At 37.6% G+C, this 13,243-nt stretch carries 10 protein-coding genes, 1 pseudogene and 1 riboswitch; of the genes and pseudogenes, 8 read left to right on the top strand and 3 right to left on the bottom strand.

The features are described 5' to 3' along the window. Nucleotides 1–170: 170 nt before the first annotated feature. The 4 genes and pseudogenes from AC1DDX_RS23735 to AC1DDX_RS23720 form a co-directional block, all read left to right on the top strand. Nucleotides 171–1,211, top strand: a complete 1,041-nt coding sequence (locus AC1DDX_RS23735) for a FecR family protein (RefSeq protein ID WP_337714894.1) — start codon at nucleotides 171–173, stop codon at nucleotides 1,209–1,211. 86 nt (nucleotides 1,212–1,297) lie between these two features. Further along, entirely contained in the window at nucleotides 1,298–4,261 is a 2,964-nt protein-coding gene (locus AC1DDX_RS23730) for a SusC/RagA family TonB-linked outer membrane protein (protein ID WP_477622706.1), read from the top strand. Between the two features lie 9 nt (nucleotides 4,262–4,270). Further along, a complete protein-coding gene (locus tag AC1DDX_RS23725) occupies nucleotides 4,271–4,975 on the top strand; it encodes a SusD/RagB family nutrient-binding outer membrane lipoprotein (protein ID WP_477622705.1) in 705 nt (234 codons plus the stop codon). Nucleotides 4,976–4,989: 14 nt separating this feature from the next. Beyond that, nucleotides 4,990–5,748, top strand: a pseudogene (locus tag AC1DDX_RS23720) (SusD/RagB family nutrient-binding outer membrane lipoprotein); the annotation flags it as partial. 58 nt (nucleotides 5,749–5,806) lie between these two features. On the opposite strand, the gene AC1DDX_RS23715 reads toward AC1DDX_RS23720, so the two are convergent. The 3 genes from AC1DDX_RS23715 to AC1DDX_RS23705 form a co-directional block, all read right to left on the bottom strand. Next, nucleotides 5,807–7,039, bottom strand: coding sequence for an MFS transporter (locus AC1DDX_RS23715; protein WP_337714899.1), 1,233 nt, complete (start codon nucleotides 7,037–7,039; stop codon nucleotides 5,807–5,809). Between the two features lie 40 nt (nucleotides 7,040–7,079). Beyond that, nucleotides 7,080–7,745, bottom strand: coding sequence for a FadR/GntR family transcriptional regulator (locus AC1DDX_RS23710; RefSeq protein WP_172663325.1), 666 nt, complete (start codon nucleotides 7,743–7,745; stop codon nucleotides 7,080–7,082). A gap of 124 nt (nucleotides 7,746–7,869) precedes the next feature. Next, complete coding sequence (locus AC1DDX_RS23705; protein WP_172663326.1) at nucleotides 7,870–8,358, bottom strand: lipocalin family protein; 489 nt, start codon at nucleotides 8,356–8,358, stop codon at nucleotides 7,870–7,872. A gap of 91 nt (nucleotides 8,359–8,449) precedes the next feature. Between AC1DDX_RS23705 and AC1DDX_RS23700 the strand changes: the two genes are divergently transcribed. From AC1DDX_RS23700 to AC1DDX_RS23685, 4 genes are all read left to right on the top strand, one after another. Next, nucleotides 8,450–9,439, top strand: coding sequence for a trans-sulfuration enzyme family protein (locus AC1DDX_RS23700; protein ID WP_477622704.1), 990 nt, complete (start codon nucleotides 8,450–8,452; stop codon nucleotides 9,437–9,439). Between the two features lie 159 nt (nucleotides 9,440–9,598). Further along, nucleotides 9,599–9,712: riboswitch (SAM riboswitch) on the top strand. A 239-nt stretch (nucleotides 9,713–9,951) separates the two neighbouring features. Beyond that, nucleotides 9,952–11,256: an O-acetylhomoserine aminocarboxypropyltransferase/cysteine synthase family protein gene (locus AC1DDX_RS23695; RefSeq protein ID WP_172663328.1), complete on the top strand. Its 1,305-nt coding sequence runs from the start codon at nucleotides 9,952–9,954 to the stop codon at nucleotides 11,254–11,256. A gap of 25 nt (nucleotides 11,257–11,281) precedes the next feature. Next, the gene (locus tag AC1DDX_RS23690; protein ID WP_172663329.1) at nucleotides 11,282–12,340 is read left to right on the top strand and encodes a homoserine O-acetyltransferase family protein; all 1,059 of its coding nucleotides are present in this window, start codon (nucleotides 11,282–11,284) and stop codon (nucleotides 12,338–12,340) included. A gap of 7 nt (nucleotides 12,341–12,347) precedes the next feature. After that, on the top strand, nucleotides 12,348–13,243 hold an 896-nt coding region (locus AC1DDX_RS23685), incomplete at its 3' end, for a homoserine dehydrogenase (protein ID WP_477622703.1).

Genomic DNA, 13,243 nt, shown 5'->3' with positions numbered 1-13,243 from the left:
GCTTTCCTATAAAGAAGCTAAGGATCTATGTGGTAATAATGATAAACAAAATATTAGCGGAAAAATTATAAGTCTTATTTTTTTAATAAGTATAACAAACTATTTTTTAGCGCATTGTAGGCATTTTTAAGTAAAAAGAGTACTATATAATAACACAACAAAAAACACAAATGACTGATCAAAGATTTACGGAGTTATTGGGCAAAAGATTGGCCGGTGAAATTTCACCCAAAGAGCTTATTGAGCTTAAAGAACTGCTTTCAAAAAGTACCGTCCATAGGAATGAGTACGAAAATCTAACCGGTTATTTTAATGACGAAAAATCAGGCGCTAACAATATTGATGCAGTTTTTGAAAAGATTAAGCAACAAATAACTATTCCGGAGCCTAAACCTATTCAAAATATTGAAAAACCGATAAAAAGAAACTTTGTCAGTTGGTACAGGATTGCAGCTGTTATTGCATTTTGCACCTGTTCTTTTGCGGCATATCATTTCTTTATTCCAGATAATCCTGCCGGTAAAAACGATACTACTGAATGGAAAGTTTTGCAAACCCCTAGCCGGGATAAATCAAAAATTATACTTGAAGATGGTACTGAGATAAACTTAAACGCTAAAAGTCAATTAAAATATCCAGCATCCTTTAGCGGAAAAACCAGGGAAGTATATCTGAATGGTGAAGCTTTTTTTGATGTTAAGAAAGACCCTGATCATCCTTTTATTATCCATACCAAACATATGAGGATAAAGGTACTGGGAACTGCTTTTGATGTAAAAGTTTATGAGGATGATTCATTTATTGAAACAACTTTGGTAAGAGGGCTTATTCAGGTCACATTGAACAATAAACCTGCTGAAAAGATCATATTAAAACCAAACCAGAAGTTTACCATTGCTGACAAAAACAGTGTTAATTATACCATAACTCCTTTGACTTATTATAATTCAATGGATAGCAGCAACAACAACATCATGGAAACCTCCTGGTTAAACGACAGACTGGCATTCAAAAATCAAACATTCGTTTCTATTGCCCGGGATGCGGAAAGAAAATATGGCGTTGAAATCAGGTTTAATGATGAGAAAAAGAAAGATTATACTTTCACGGGAAAGTTTGAGAAAGAAAGCATAGATGAACTATTAAATGCTTTGAGATATATAGAAGATTTCAGCTATAAAAAAGACGGGAATATTATATATATTTATTAAAATCCCTCAAACCAAATCACCACCTAGACCCGAGTACGAAGCTTATGATGAAGACGATGCGGCACGTATTGATTTTCTGCTTCCTTATGACAGCAATTAATGTCCATTCGCAAACGAAAGTGACATTAAAGCTCGAATCGGCAAGTTTTGATCAAGTTATCAATGAAATACAAAATCAGACTTTTTATCGGTTTGTATTTAGTGAACGTAAAATTCCTGATAAGAAAATTACCATCAATATAAAGAACGAGGAAACGTTCAAAGTACTTGACCAGATCCTTAGTAGCACTAATTATAACTATAAACTACTTTCCAATAACCTTATTGTTATAAAACCGAGATCAAATGAAGATCAAGGCATTGATTCCGTTAAGCTACTGGATGAAGTTATCGTAACAGCCTTAAATATTAAAAAAGAGAACAGAAAGATAGGTTATTCAGTTTCAACTATTGATGGTTCTTCATTAACAAAGGCGAGGGAATCGAACCTTGCTATGGCATTAGAGGGACTGGTAGCAGGGCTAAATGTGAGTGGTGTGAATGGAGGGCCGGGCTCGTCTGCCAGAATACTGCTAAGAGGTACCGCAAGCAAGGATGCCGGGCCGCCTCTTTTTATTATTAATGGTATACCTATAGATAATACTCAGCGTGGGAGTGCAAATGAATATGGAGGTGTAGATTATGGGGATGGAATCAGTAACATCAACCCCGATGACGTAGAGACGATTACCGTATTAAAAGGATCTTCCGCTTCTGCTTTATATGGTGCACGTGCCGCAAATGGTGTGATCATAATTACCATTAAAAGTGGAAAAAAGAAATCGGGTAATTCTGTTGAATACAATTCCAATTTCTCATTTGACAGTCCTGTAAACAATACCGATTATCAATACATATATGGTCAGGGTTTACAAAATTTAAGGCCGCAAAACATCGCAGGAGCAATTGCAACCGGTATACTTAGCTGGGGAGAAAAAATGGATGGACTGCAAAGCGTACAAATTAATGGAGAAAACCGTCCCTATGTACCGGTAAAAGACAATATAAAAACATTCTATAGAACGGCGCCGGCATTTACAAATACCATTTCCCTAAATGGCGGATCAGATAAAAGCAGCTATCACGCATCTGCCTCTGTTCTTGATTATCAATCTATTTTAAGGAATAGCGATCTGAACAGAAAAACAGCCAACCTATTTACCTCGTATGACCTGACCAGAAAACTTACACTCACGTTAAATGGCAATTACATTTACGAACACGGCAAAAACAGATCCTACCTTAGCGATGGCCCTATCAATGCGAATTACGGCATCGCTGCCATAGCAACAAGTGCAGATCAAGCGTTGTTAGCTCCGGGATATGATGTAAATACCGGAGCCGAGACCAGGTGGAATGCGGATGAATACAAAACCAATCCATATTTCACCATCAATAAAAAAGAAGACAATTCTTCGCGTGACAGATTTATATCCTCGGCGCTTATCAAATACGATTTGAGCAACTGGGTGTTCCTACAAGGAAGATTTGGTTATGACATTAGCAATGATCATATTATCAGTATAGTACCAACAGGCACCGCTTTTTCTATAAATGGCCAGGGTGGGATAAACGCTTTAAATCAATCAAAAACATCAGAATTAAATACCGACATTCTTCTTTCGGGAAACAGAGATATTACTAAAGACCTTAACATAGACATATCTGCAGGGGCAAGCTTCCGTAATAGAAGAACAAAATCTAATGAGCTAACTGGTACTCAATTTATTATACCCTATTTGTACACGATTGAAAATCTAGCTGCCGTTAGTAGTAAAAATGCCCTAACAAGAATTGTTACTCAGTCGGCGTATTACACGATTGACCTGGATTTCAAAAAATATCTTACCCTATCATCCACCGGCCGATACGATGTATACTCTACGCTTCCACGCAATAGCAGGGGCATTTTTGTGCCAAGCGTTTCCGGAAGTTTTATATTCTCTAACTTTTTAAAAATAAAAGGTCTGGATTTTGGTAAAATAAGAGCAAGTTTTGCCCAAACAAGCGGAGAACCAGCAGTGCCTTATACCACACAGATCTATTATTCTTCAGATAAGTCCATAAACGGTGTTCCTCTAGGAAATTTTTCCAGGGATCTGCCCAACTACAATCTGAAGCCTTTCACTTTAAATGAATTTGAAACCGGCATTAATTTAAAACTTTTCGGAAACAAATTAGACCTTGATTTCACTTATTTCCACAGGATTACCAATAAGGAAATTATTAACGCCGGGCAATCTGTAACCACAGGATTCACATCCGCTTATGTAAATTTAGGCAAAACCCGTAATACAGGTATCGAAACTTCTATACAAACCAATTTGATAACCAATAAGAATTTTAGTTGGAAGGCAGGAATCAATGCCAGTCACATAAATAACTTATTGATATCAATAGATGGTATCAGCAGCTATGCGTTTGGGGGCACCTATCGTCCATTAAACGCAAGTACAGCCCTTGTTGTTGGCAAGTCTATCACCCAGATCATGGCTTATGATTATCAGCGCGACAAGAATGGGAACATGATCATCGGTACAGATGGAATTCCGAAACGAGGGGATATGAAACCAATGGGCAGTGTTCTTCCATCTTACTACGGAGGTTTCAGTAATAACTTCCAATATAAAAGCTTCAGTTTAAGCTTTCTAATCGATTATAAATTTGGAAACAAAATCCTGTCGGCTACAGAAACCTACTCCTACGTTCTGGGCCTTAATAAGGCAACCCTTATTGGTCGTGAAACAGGTATAGTTGCCAACGGTGTGTTTATAAAACTAAGACAAGTTGTGCTTGGCTACACATTCTCGTCCAAAATATTAAATAAAACGCCTTTTAAAAATGTATCAATAGATTTAATAGGAAGGAATCTATTAACTATTTTGAAGTATACTAAAAATATAGACCCCGAATCTCAGTTCTCTCCCAGCCTTGCTTATGCAGGAATAGAGGGCGCATCATTACCTGCAACAAGAACGTTTGGTATAAACCTAAATCTGAAGTTTAAATAACTGTATGCTATGAAAAAAGTAATTATTCTTCCATTGGTTTTAATAATGATCATTATGTTTAGCTGCAGTAAAGAGAAGTTGGATAAAATAAATACAGATCCGACAAAATCCAATGCTTCAAACTATGACCCTAATGGTCTACTTTCAACAGCACAATTAAAGTTCGCAAATAAAGGTTATTATCAGTTGCTTTATCAAAGCACAATGACGCAGTTACTCGCATCTACTTATTACTATTATAATAATGGGGATAAATATATAAATGTGGCGAGCTTTACCGATTATCAAGGAAGGATTTTTGAAGAGGGCTATGCAGAGGCCTCCACAATAAGAGAAATGCAGCGACTAGCAACTGAAAAAAATGCTGATAAATATTCAAATCTGATCAATATTGGTGACATCATGTTCGTACTAATTTTGCAAAGAATCACGGATACTTATGGAGATGTACCTTATAATGAAGCCGCAAAAGCCAGGCAAGGTATTAAATATCCTTTATATGATAAACAGGAGGACATCTACAATTCCATGTTATTAGACCTTGAAAAAGCCATTGACAATTTGAATCCTGATAAACCCGGGCCAACTGCAGATCTGTTTTACAATGGAGACATTAACAAATGGAAGAAGTTTGGCTATGCTTTAATGGTACGGGTAGCGATGAGATTGAGCAAAGTTCGACCAGATATCGCGCGACTCTGGGTTGAAAAGTAAAATGGAGCAAAACCTTAATTGATTATCTAAGAGATACTGGCGATCCAAGATTGGCCGTCATCGCTGAAATACCTCAGGATGGTCTTGCAAAAAATATAAATCAAACACTTTCAGGAAATACAGAGGCATCAGTTCAAATTGGACTGCCTAACGGATATGATCTGCTTGGAGGAAATACCGATATCAGCAAACATCCCTTATATCCTGGAGGAACAGGTTCAGGAGCTGATTTTGCTCCTCTAGGTAAATACTCCCGACCAAGAACTGATGTATACCTAAAACTTGGCGGACCCATTTTTATCATAACGTATGCCGAAACACAGTTTTTACTCGCTGAGGCAAAACTGAAAGGATGGAATGTTCCCGGCACCGCGGCGGAACATTATTCAAATGGTCTGAGGGGTGCATTGCAATCAATGGAACAACAGGATCTACAGGCAAAAATAGCCCCTGAAATCATCAACGCCTACGTAAATGAGCATCCATTAACCCAATCTGACCTGGAAACAGCCCTTAATCAAATTAACACCCAGTATTGGGTGGCTACAGGCACCAATTTCAATTTTATTGAATCCTGGCTAAATTGGAAAAGATCCAATTACCCTAAATTGATACCTGTTAACTATACTGGTAATGTAACTAATGGGACCATACCCAGAAGAATGATATACCTATCCTCTGAAGCTTTGAATAATCCTGAAAACTATAAAGCTGCAGTTGCGAGATTAAATGGTGGTGATGCACTAACATCAAGGGTATGGTGGGATAAATAAAAAGTACTCCTAATTCACCATTATTTAATGAATAAAGGAGTACGATCGAGCGTAAGAATTATCTTTTTTTACTACCCTCTATATTTGGGAGAAACCCTGTAAAAATCCCAATCAAAGGAAGAAAAGCACAAATTTTAAATACATATTCAATACTGGTCTGATCGGCCAGCTTCCCCAAAACTGCGGAGCCTAATCCGCCCATACCAAATGCAAAACCGAAGAACAGACCAGCAATCATCCCCACTTTTCCGGGTACCAATTCGGTTGCATAAACCAGTATTGCAGAAAATGCGGAAGAAATAATTAAGCCAATAACAACAGATAAAGCACCTGTCCAGAATAAAGAAACATACGGCAGCAATAATGTGAATGGCGCTGCACCTAGAATTGAGATCCAGATGATATACTTACGGCCAAATCTATCTCCTAATGGTCCTCCAATTAACGTACCGGCAGCAACAGCCCCTAAAAAAGCAAATAGGTAGACCTGAGACTGCTGCACCGACACATTAAATTTATCCATTAGGTAGAATGTATAATAGCTAGTCATACTAGCCATGTAGAAGTATTTTGAAAAGATAAGTACCATCAAAATACCTAAGGAAAGTACCACTCGGTTCTTAGATAAATTATGATGAACCTCTTCCTTAAGGATGCTTTTATTTAATGCCTTTAAGGCCAATTGTTCCTGATACCATTTTGCAACCCTAGACAGTACTACAATACCTAAAATTGCAGCTAATGAAAACCATATAAGGTAAAATTGACCATGAGGGACAACTATAATTGCCGCCAAAAGCGGACCTATAGCACTACCTGCATTTCCACCCAGCTGAAAAATAGATTGTGCAAGTCCCTTTTTACCTCCGGAAGCTAAATGTGCTACCCTGGAAGATTCCGGATGGAATATTGAGGACCCTATTCCTATTAAACTTACTGCAAGAAGGATATTTAAAAAACTGGAAGCAAAGGACACAGCTACAAGTCCACAGAGCGTAAAACCCATTGCAATAACAAGTGAATACGGGCGGGGCCTCTTATCTGTATAAAAACCAATAAAGGGTTGCAATATTGATGCTGTTAGCTGATAAGTTAAAGTGATAAGACCTATTTGAGCAAACGTAAGACTGAACTTTTCTTTTATTACAGGGTATACAGCAGGAATTACTGCCTGAAGCATATCATTAAGTAAATGTGTAAAACTAATTGTGAATAAAATAGAGAATACTGTTTGCTGTGTAATTCTCTTTGTGTCGATAACGGCAGTGTTTGTAAAAGATGTTTTTTCCATATTTTTCAGATCAGATCATCTGATGAATTTTAATAAATTTTTATTGAGATACGTGTCCTAATATTTTTGCGGCAATGTTCCAGGCCTTTTTTGGGTCTCCGGCGATAATGCTTTTTAGCAACTGCTCATGATATATGTAAGTTTCTTCGAAGGCTCTGGCATCTGAATGTGTTTGAAGGAACCAATTTTTTAAATGAATGGAGGCTGATTTATATAAGTCGGCAAGTATTTCATTCTTTGAAGCTTCGGCAATTGATATATGAAATTGCACATCTGCTTCAATACATTCATCTATTAATCCCTCCTTGGCGGCTCTTCTTCTGTTTTCCAGATGAGTTCTTATGATTATAATATCACTTTCAGTTCTGTTAAGTGCTGCTTTCTCTGCAATTTTCATTTCAAGTAATTGCCTAACCTCATCCAGATCTTTAACATTCGCACGCTTCAACCGCAAATCCATAGGTTCCCTATTTGCTGTTAGCTGATCTACAAAAGTTCCAATCCCTTGTTGAACTCTAAGTAACCCAGAATTAGCTAATATTTTTATGGCTTCCCTTATAGTTGAGCGTCCGACACCAAAGTTTTTCATTAATTCCGGTTCTATCGGCAACTGTTCATTCACTTTGTATTGTCCAAGAGAAATCTGCTCACTTAATCGCGCGGCTACTTCATCCGCAAGAGACTTTTTTTGTATAAGATCTTTCATGTTAATTCATCATATCATCAGATGAATTCAAAGGTAGAAATTAAAATACATCTAACAAAGAAATCAATAAAAAAAGGGCTCAAAACTAATTGAACCCTTTTCCCTAAACCAAACTATTTTACTCTTATTTCGCTGCTTTTGTAAAATTCAAGACAATGTAAGCAGTTTTTGCTCCATATTCTACAGGTGATTTAATAACCATACTATTGCCATCTGTAGAAGACAATACCGATCTGTAACCAGAAGTTACGTTTTTGGCTTTTTCGCCTTCAAAGATCTTTTTGAATTGGAATGTCTCGTCAGCAGGACTTACTGACCAGTATATTTTCTGAGTTTTTGCAGTACACTCTCCTCCACCTGGTAAGGTATAGCTTCCGTTTCCGCTATTAGTGAGACTCCAGGTACTTCCTTTGAAGCAAGTATAAGAACCTTCATCAAACAATGATTTTACTGCTGATTGCGGCAAGCCTTCAAATGTAATATCATTTAAAACCCAATTACCAGTTACATTACCTTTCTTTAAACTTTGAGTTGCACCACCTTTAGGCGAACAACTTTGCAAAACCATTAACGAACTGCATAAAATGGCTGCTATCAGTAATATTCTTTTCATATTCTTCTTTAATTTGATAATTCAATTACATAAATCTTGCCAAAACTTAAGGCGAATAACATTATACCCTTAACTTTGTTCTGGTGGACATATGTATAGCAGAGTAAGTAATCCAAATAGATCAGCACTGGAAAATGCGCTTTCAGAATTAGAAAAAGGTGTAGAAGCCTGTGCGTTTTCTTCAGGAAATACGGCTGGAATGGCAGTTTTTCAGGCTTTAAAACCAGGAAGCCATATCATTGCTCCTGACGACATGTACTGGGGTTTTAAAAAACAACTGCGGACCATTTTTAAAGATACTCTTGAAATTGATTTTATAGATCTTACGAACCTTGATAACATAGCAAAATTCATTAAGAAGAATACTGTATTGATATGGATAGAAACCCCTTCTAATCCATTATTAAAAATTACAGATATTGCCGGGGTTTCCAAAATCGCCAAGGAGAACAACCTTATTCTTGCATGCGACAGCACTTTTGCTTCGCCATGCTTACAAAACCCTATTGATTTTGGGGCGGATATTGTAATGCACTCTTCCACAAAATATATTGGTGGCCATAGTGATGTTCTGGGTGGGGTACTTATCACGGCAGAAAAAAATGAATTTTGGGAAAAGATCAGAAACATACAGCAAGTTGGTGGAGCAGTACCCTCTCCTTTCGATTGTTTTCTGTTAATAAGAAGTATCAAAACATTGGCATATCGCATGCGCGGCCACTGTACTAATGGATTGGCTTTAGCATTACATCTAGAAAAACACCCTGCTATTGAAAGAGTTTATTATCCGGGATTAATAACCCACCCTCAGTACGACATCGCAAAAAGGCAAATGAATGGCTATGGAGGAATGTTATCGGTGTTAGTTAAAGGTGGATCTGATGAAGCCAGAAAAGTGGTTAATAAAGTTAAAGTCTTTGCGCAGGCTACAAGTTTAGGTGGAGTTGAAAGTTTAATAGAACACCGTGCATCTGTTGAAGGACCTGACACCAAAACCCCACAAAATTTAATTCGGATATCTGTTGGGCTTGAGCATATAGATGATCTAATAGCAGATTTAGATCAGGCACTTGCAGGATAAAATCAAGCAACCCCATCAAAAAATTAATTTACAACACTGTAATACAACAAGTTAATAAATATCCAAAATATAATTTTGGATATTTATTAACTTAAATCTACATTTGCGATATCATTTAGCGAAAGCTAACCAAGTCAACCTTCCTTAATAAAAAGGTTTGATTTATAAAGAAGTGGCGAGAGACAGGCTCTTTGACCCACTGGCAACCCTCCCAAGATGGAGAAGGTGCCAATTCCTGACCAAAAGACATGGTGTCGTTTGGAAAGATAAATTGAAACAAAATGAAAACTGTAAGCATTACTTCAAATCTGTTTAATTATTGTTATCCTCAGCAGGCTAATTGCATGTGCTGTTGCATACTATAATTTACAAATCTTCCTTTTGCATTTCACATTCATACGGAAGGCCCCTTGCAGGGGTACGCTTAACAACGGTATACGTTTCCGAAGCTAAAATCTCCGCAACGTATCGACTCAAAAACATAACAGGAACCACTTAAAACTAAATATAACATGTCAACATCACATAAATTCGAAACATTACAAGTACATGCAGGTCAGGAAATTGATCCTACTACAGGATCAAGAGCTGTTCCAATATACCAAACTACCTCTTACGGTTTTAAGAACTCCGAACATGGTGCAAACTTATTTGCGCTAAAGGAATTCGGAAACATTTACACCAGGATCATGAATCCGACAACTGATGTTTTCGAAAAAAGAATAGCAGCACTTGAAGGCGGTGTGGCTGCTTTAGCCGTAGCTTCGGGACAGGCGGCTCAATTTATTGCATTAAATAATATCCTACAGGCAGGTGACAATTTTGTATCCTCATCTCATTTATATGGCGGATCATATAATCAGTTCAAAGTAAGCTTTAAACGTCTTGGTATTGAGGTTAGGTTTGCTAATGGCGATGATGCCAACGATTTTGAATCAAAAATCGATGCAAATACTAAAGCTATATATTTAGAAACCATTGGTAATCCTGCTTTCAGTATTGCCGATTTCGAAAAATTATCTGCCATTGCCAACAGACACGATTTACCGTTAATAGTAGATAATACTTTTGGCGCAGCTGGTTATCTGTTTAAACCTTTAGAACACGGGGCCCATGTTGTTGTGCAATCTGCTACCAAATGGATTGGCGGACATGGCACCAGTATTGGCGGGGTAATAGTAGATGGTGGAAATTACAACTGGGGAAATGGCAAATTCCCTCAATTTACCGAGCCATCAGAAGGATATCATGGTTTAATTTTTAATGATGTTTTTGGAATTGGTGGTCCTTTTGGAAATATTCAATTCATTATTCGTGCCCGCGTTGAAGGGTTAAGAGATTTTGGCCCGGCCATCTCTCCTTTCAACTCTTTCCTTTTAATTCAGGGATTAGAAACTTTATCACTTCGCGTGCAACGTCACGTAGATAACACACTTGCACTGGCGACCTGGTTAGAAAGCCATGATGCTGTGAAGAGCGTAAACTATCCCGGACTTGAAAGCAGTCCATACCATGCTAACGCCAAAAAGTATTTAAAGAATGGATTCGGTGCAGTGCTATCTTTTGAACTACATGGTGATAAAGAAAAAGCAACGGCATTGGTCGACAATCTTAAACTTGTTAGCCACCTTGCAAACCTGGGTGATGCAAAAACCCTTATCATACAACCTTCAGCAACTACGCATCAACAACTAAGTGACGAGGAACAAATTGCTGCAGGCATTACAGCCAGCCAGCTACGTGTTTCTGTAGGAATTGAACACATAGACGACATTAAGGCTGATTTTGAACAAGCCTTTGCTGCTATCAACAAATAAAATAAAACGCTACAAGATCTAAAGAATGAGCACTACTGCCACATATACGCATACAAAGTTATTTAAGCTAGAGAACGGGAAAAAACTACGCAAATTAGAGATTGCTTATCAAACTTATGGCAAACTAAATGCAAAGAAAGATAATGTGATCTGGGTATGCCATGCGCTTACAGCCAATGCTGATGTTTTAGACTGGTGGAAAGGACTTTTCGGCAATAACGACCTGTTTAACCCTGAGGAACACTTTATCATCTGTGCAAATGTATTAGGGTCTAATTACGGTACAACCAATCCATTAAGTATAAATCCGGTAACAGGGCAACCGTATTACCTTGCTTTTCCAGAATTTACCATCAGAGATTTGGTCGCTGCTCACCGCTTGCTTGCATCATATCTTGGCATTCAACACCTTAAAGTATTAATTGGCGGTTCTTTAGGCGGGCAACAAGCATTGGAATGGGCCATTACAGATAGCAAGAGCGTAGACAATCTAATTCTTGTAGCTACAAATGCAGTACACTCACCATGGGGAATTGCATTTAACGAGAGTCAGCGTTTAGCAATCAGCACTGATCGTACATTTTATGCACAGCAGCCAGATGGTGGCTTAAAAGGTTTAAAAGCCGCAAGAAGCATTGCTTTATTATCTTATCGCACTTATGAAGCATATTCAGCTACTCAATTAGAAAGTGTAAATGACAAAACAGGTTCATTCCGAGCCGCCTCTTACCAGAATTATCAGGGCGAAAAACTGTGTAAACGTTTTAATGCCTACAGCTATTGGTACTTGAGTAAAGCAATGGACAGCCATAATGTTGGCCGAAGCAGAAAAAGTATTGTTGATGCCTTAGCATTAGTTAAAGCGAATACGCTGGTAATAGGAATTGAAAACGATGTTCTGTTCCCGCTTTGTGAACAAGAGTTTTTAGCGAAGCATATTCCAGGAGCAGCACTCAAAAGTATTAGCTCTGCTTATGGCCACGATGGTTTTTTAATTGAGACAGACATATTAACCAACATAATTGGCACATTCTTAAAAGAAAGTGCAAATAAGAAAATAATTAAATTACATAAAACAGCATAGTATTTAGATGAGTAAGAAACTTAAGATCGGCTTATTTGGTTTTGGAGTTGTTGGACAAGGATTGCATGATATTATTCGCGGTCAGGACCTAAACCTTGAGATCGTTAAAATAGCTATTAAAAATCCTGAGAAAAAACGTAGCCTTGAGGCACATCTTTTCACCACAAATCATGACGAAATATTAGACAATAGTGAAATTAACACTGTAGTTGAGTTAATTGATGACGCAGAGATTGCCTACAACATCGTTAAAAGAGCATTAATCAGCGGTAAAAATGTAGTTTCTGCCAATAAAAAAATGATTGCTACTCATCTGGCCGAACTGGTTGAATTGCAAGAAAAACATAATGCATCTCTATTATATGAAGGTGCAGTTTGCGGCAGTATACCTATCATCCGTAATCTGGAAGAATATTACGACAATGAATTACTGCACGGTATAAGTGGAATATTCAACGGTTCATCTAACTACATTCTATCTAAAATATTTAATGAAAATCTTGAATATGGCGTGGCATTAAAGCAGGCGCAAGATCTTGGTTTTGCTGAATCTAATCCTATTCTGGATGTTGGAGGTTATGATCCTAAATTTAAATTGGCTATTGCAACTGCACATGCTTACGGGTTATTTATTGATCCTGATAAGATACTTAATGTTGGCATTCAGAACTTATCAGAGCATGACATTAAGTACGCCAGAGAGAAGAACTTTAGAATTAAACTTGTACCTACTGCGCGTAAAATAAGCACCAAGCAAATCATTACTTATGTATTGCCAAAGTTTGTAAAATCTGATGATTTTCTGTTCAATGTAGAAAACGAATACAACGGTGTAACTGTTCAGGCCGCCTTTGCTGATAAGCAATTCTTCTTTGGAAAAGGTGCAGGTGGTCACCCTACAGG

The sequence above is a fragment of the Pedobacter sp. 10L46_2 genome (assembly GCF_056395165.1).
Note: the sequence above shows the minus strand (reverse complement) of the source record. Positions and strands in the feature narration are given on the sequence as shown.

What these genes read in the sequence shown, in the direction of transcription:
- AC1DDX_RS23735 (WP_337714894.1), top strand. Translation starts at nt 171, where the DNA reads ATGACTGATCAAAGATTTACGGAGTTATTGGGCAAAAGATTGGCCGGT.
- AC1DDX_RS23730 (WP_477622706.1), top strand. Translation starts at nt 1,298, where the DNA reads ATGACAGCAATTAATGTCCATTCGCAAACGAAAGTGACATTAAAGCTC.
- AC1DDX_RS23725 (WP_477622705.1), top strand. Translation starts at nt 4,271, where the DNA reads ATGAAAAAAGTAATTATTCTTCCATTGGTTTTAATAATGATCATTATG.
- AC1DDX_RS23715 (WP_337714899.1), bottom strand. Translation starts at nt 7,039, where the DNA reads ATGGAAAAAACATCTTTTACAAACACTGCCGTTATCGACACAAAGAGA.
- AC1DDX_RS23710 (WP_172663325.1), bottom strand. Translation starts at nt 7,745, where the DNA reads ATGAAAGATCTTATACAAAAAAAGTCTCTTGCGGATGAAGTAGCCGCG.
- AC1DDX_RS23705 (WP_172663326.1), bottom strand. Translation starts at nt 8,358, where the DNA reads ATGAAAAGAATATTACTGATAGCAGCCATTTTATGCAGTTCGTTAATG.
- AC1DDX_RS23700 (WP_477622704.1), top strand. Translation starts at nt 8,450, where the DNA reads ATGTATAGCAGAGTAAGTAATCCAAATAGATCAGCACTGGAAAATGCG.
- AC1DDX_RS23695 (WP_172663328.1), top strand. Translation starts at nt 9,952, where the DNA reads ATGTCAACATCACATAAATTCGAAACATTACAAGTACATGCAGGTCAG.
- AC1DDX_RS23690 (WP_172663329.1), top strand. Translation starts at nt 11,282, where the DNA reads ATGAGCACTACTGCCACATATACGCATACAAAGTTATTTAAGCTAGAG.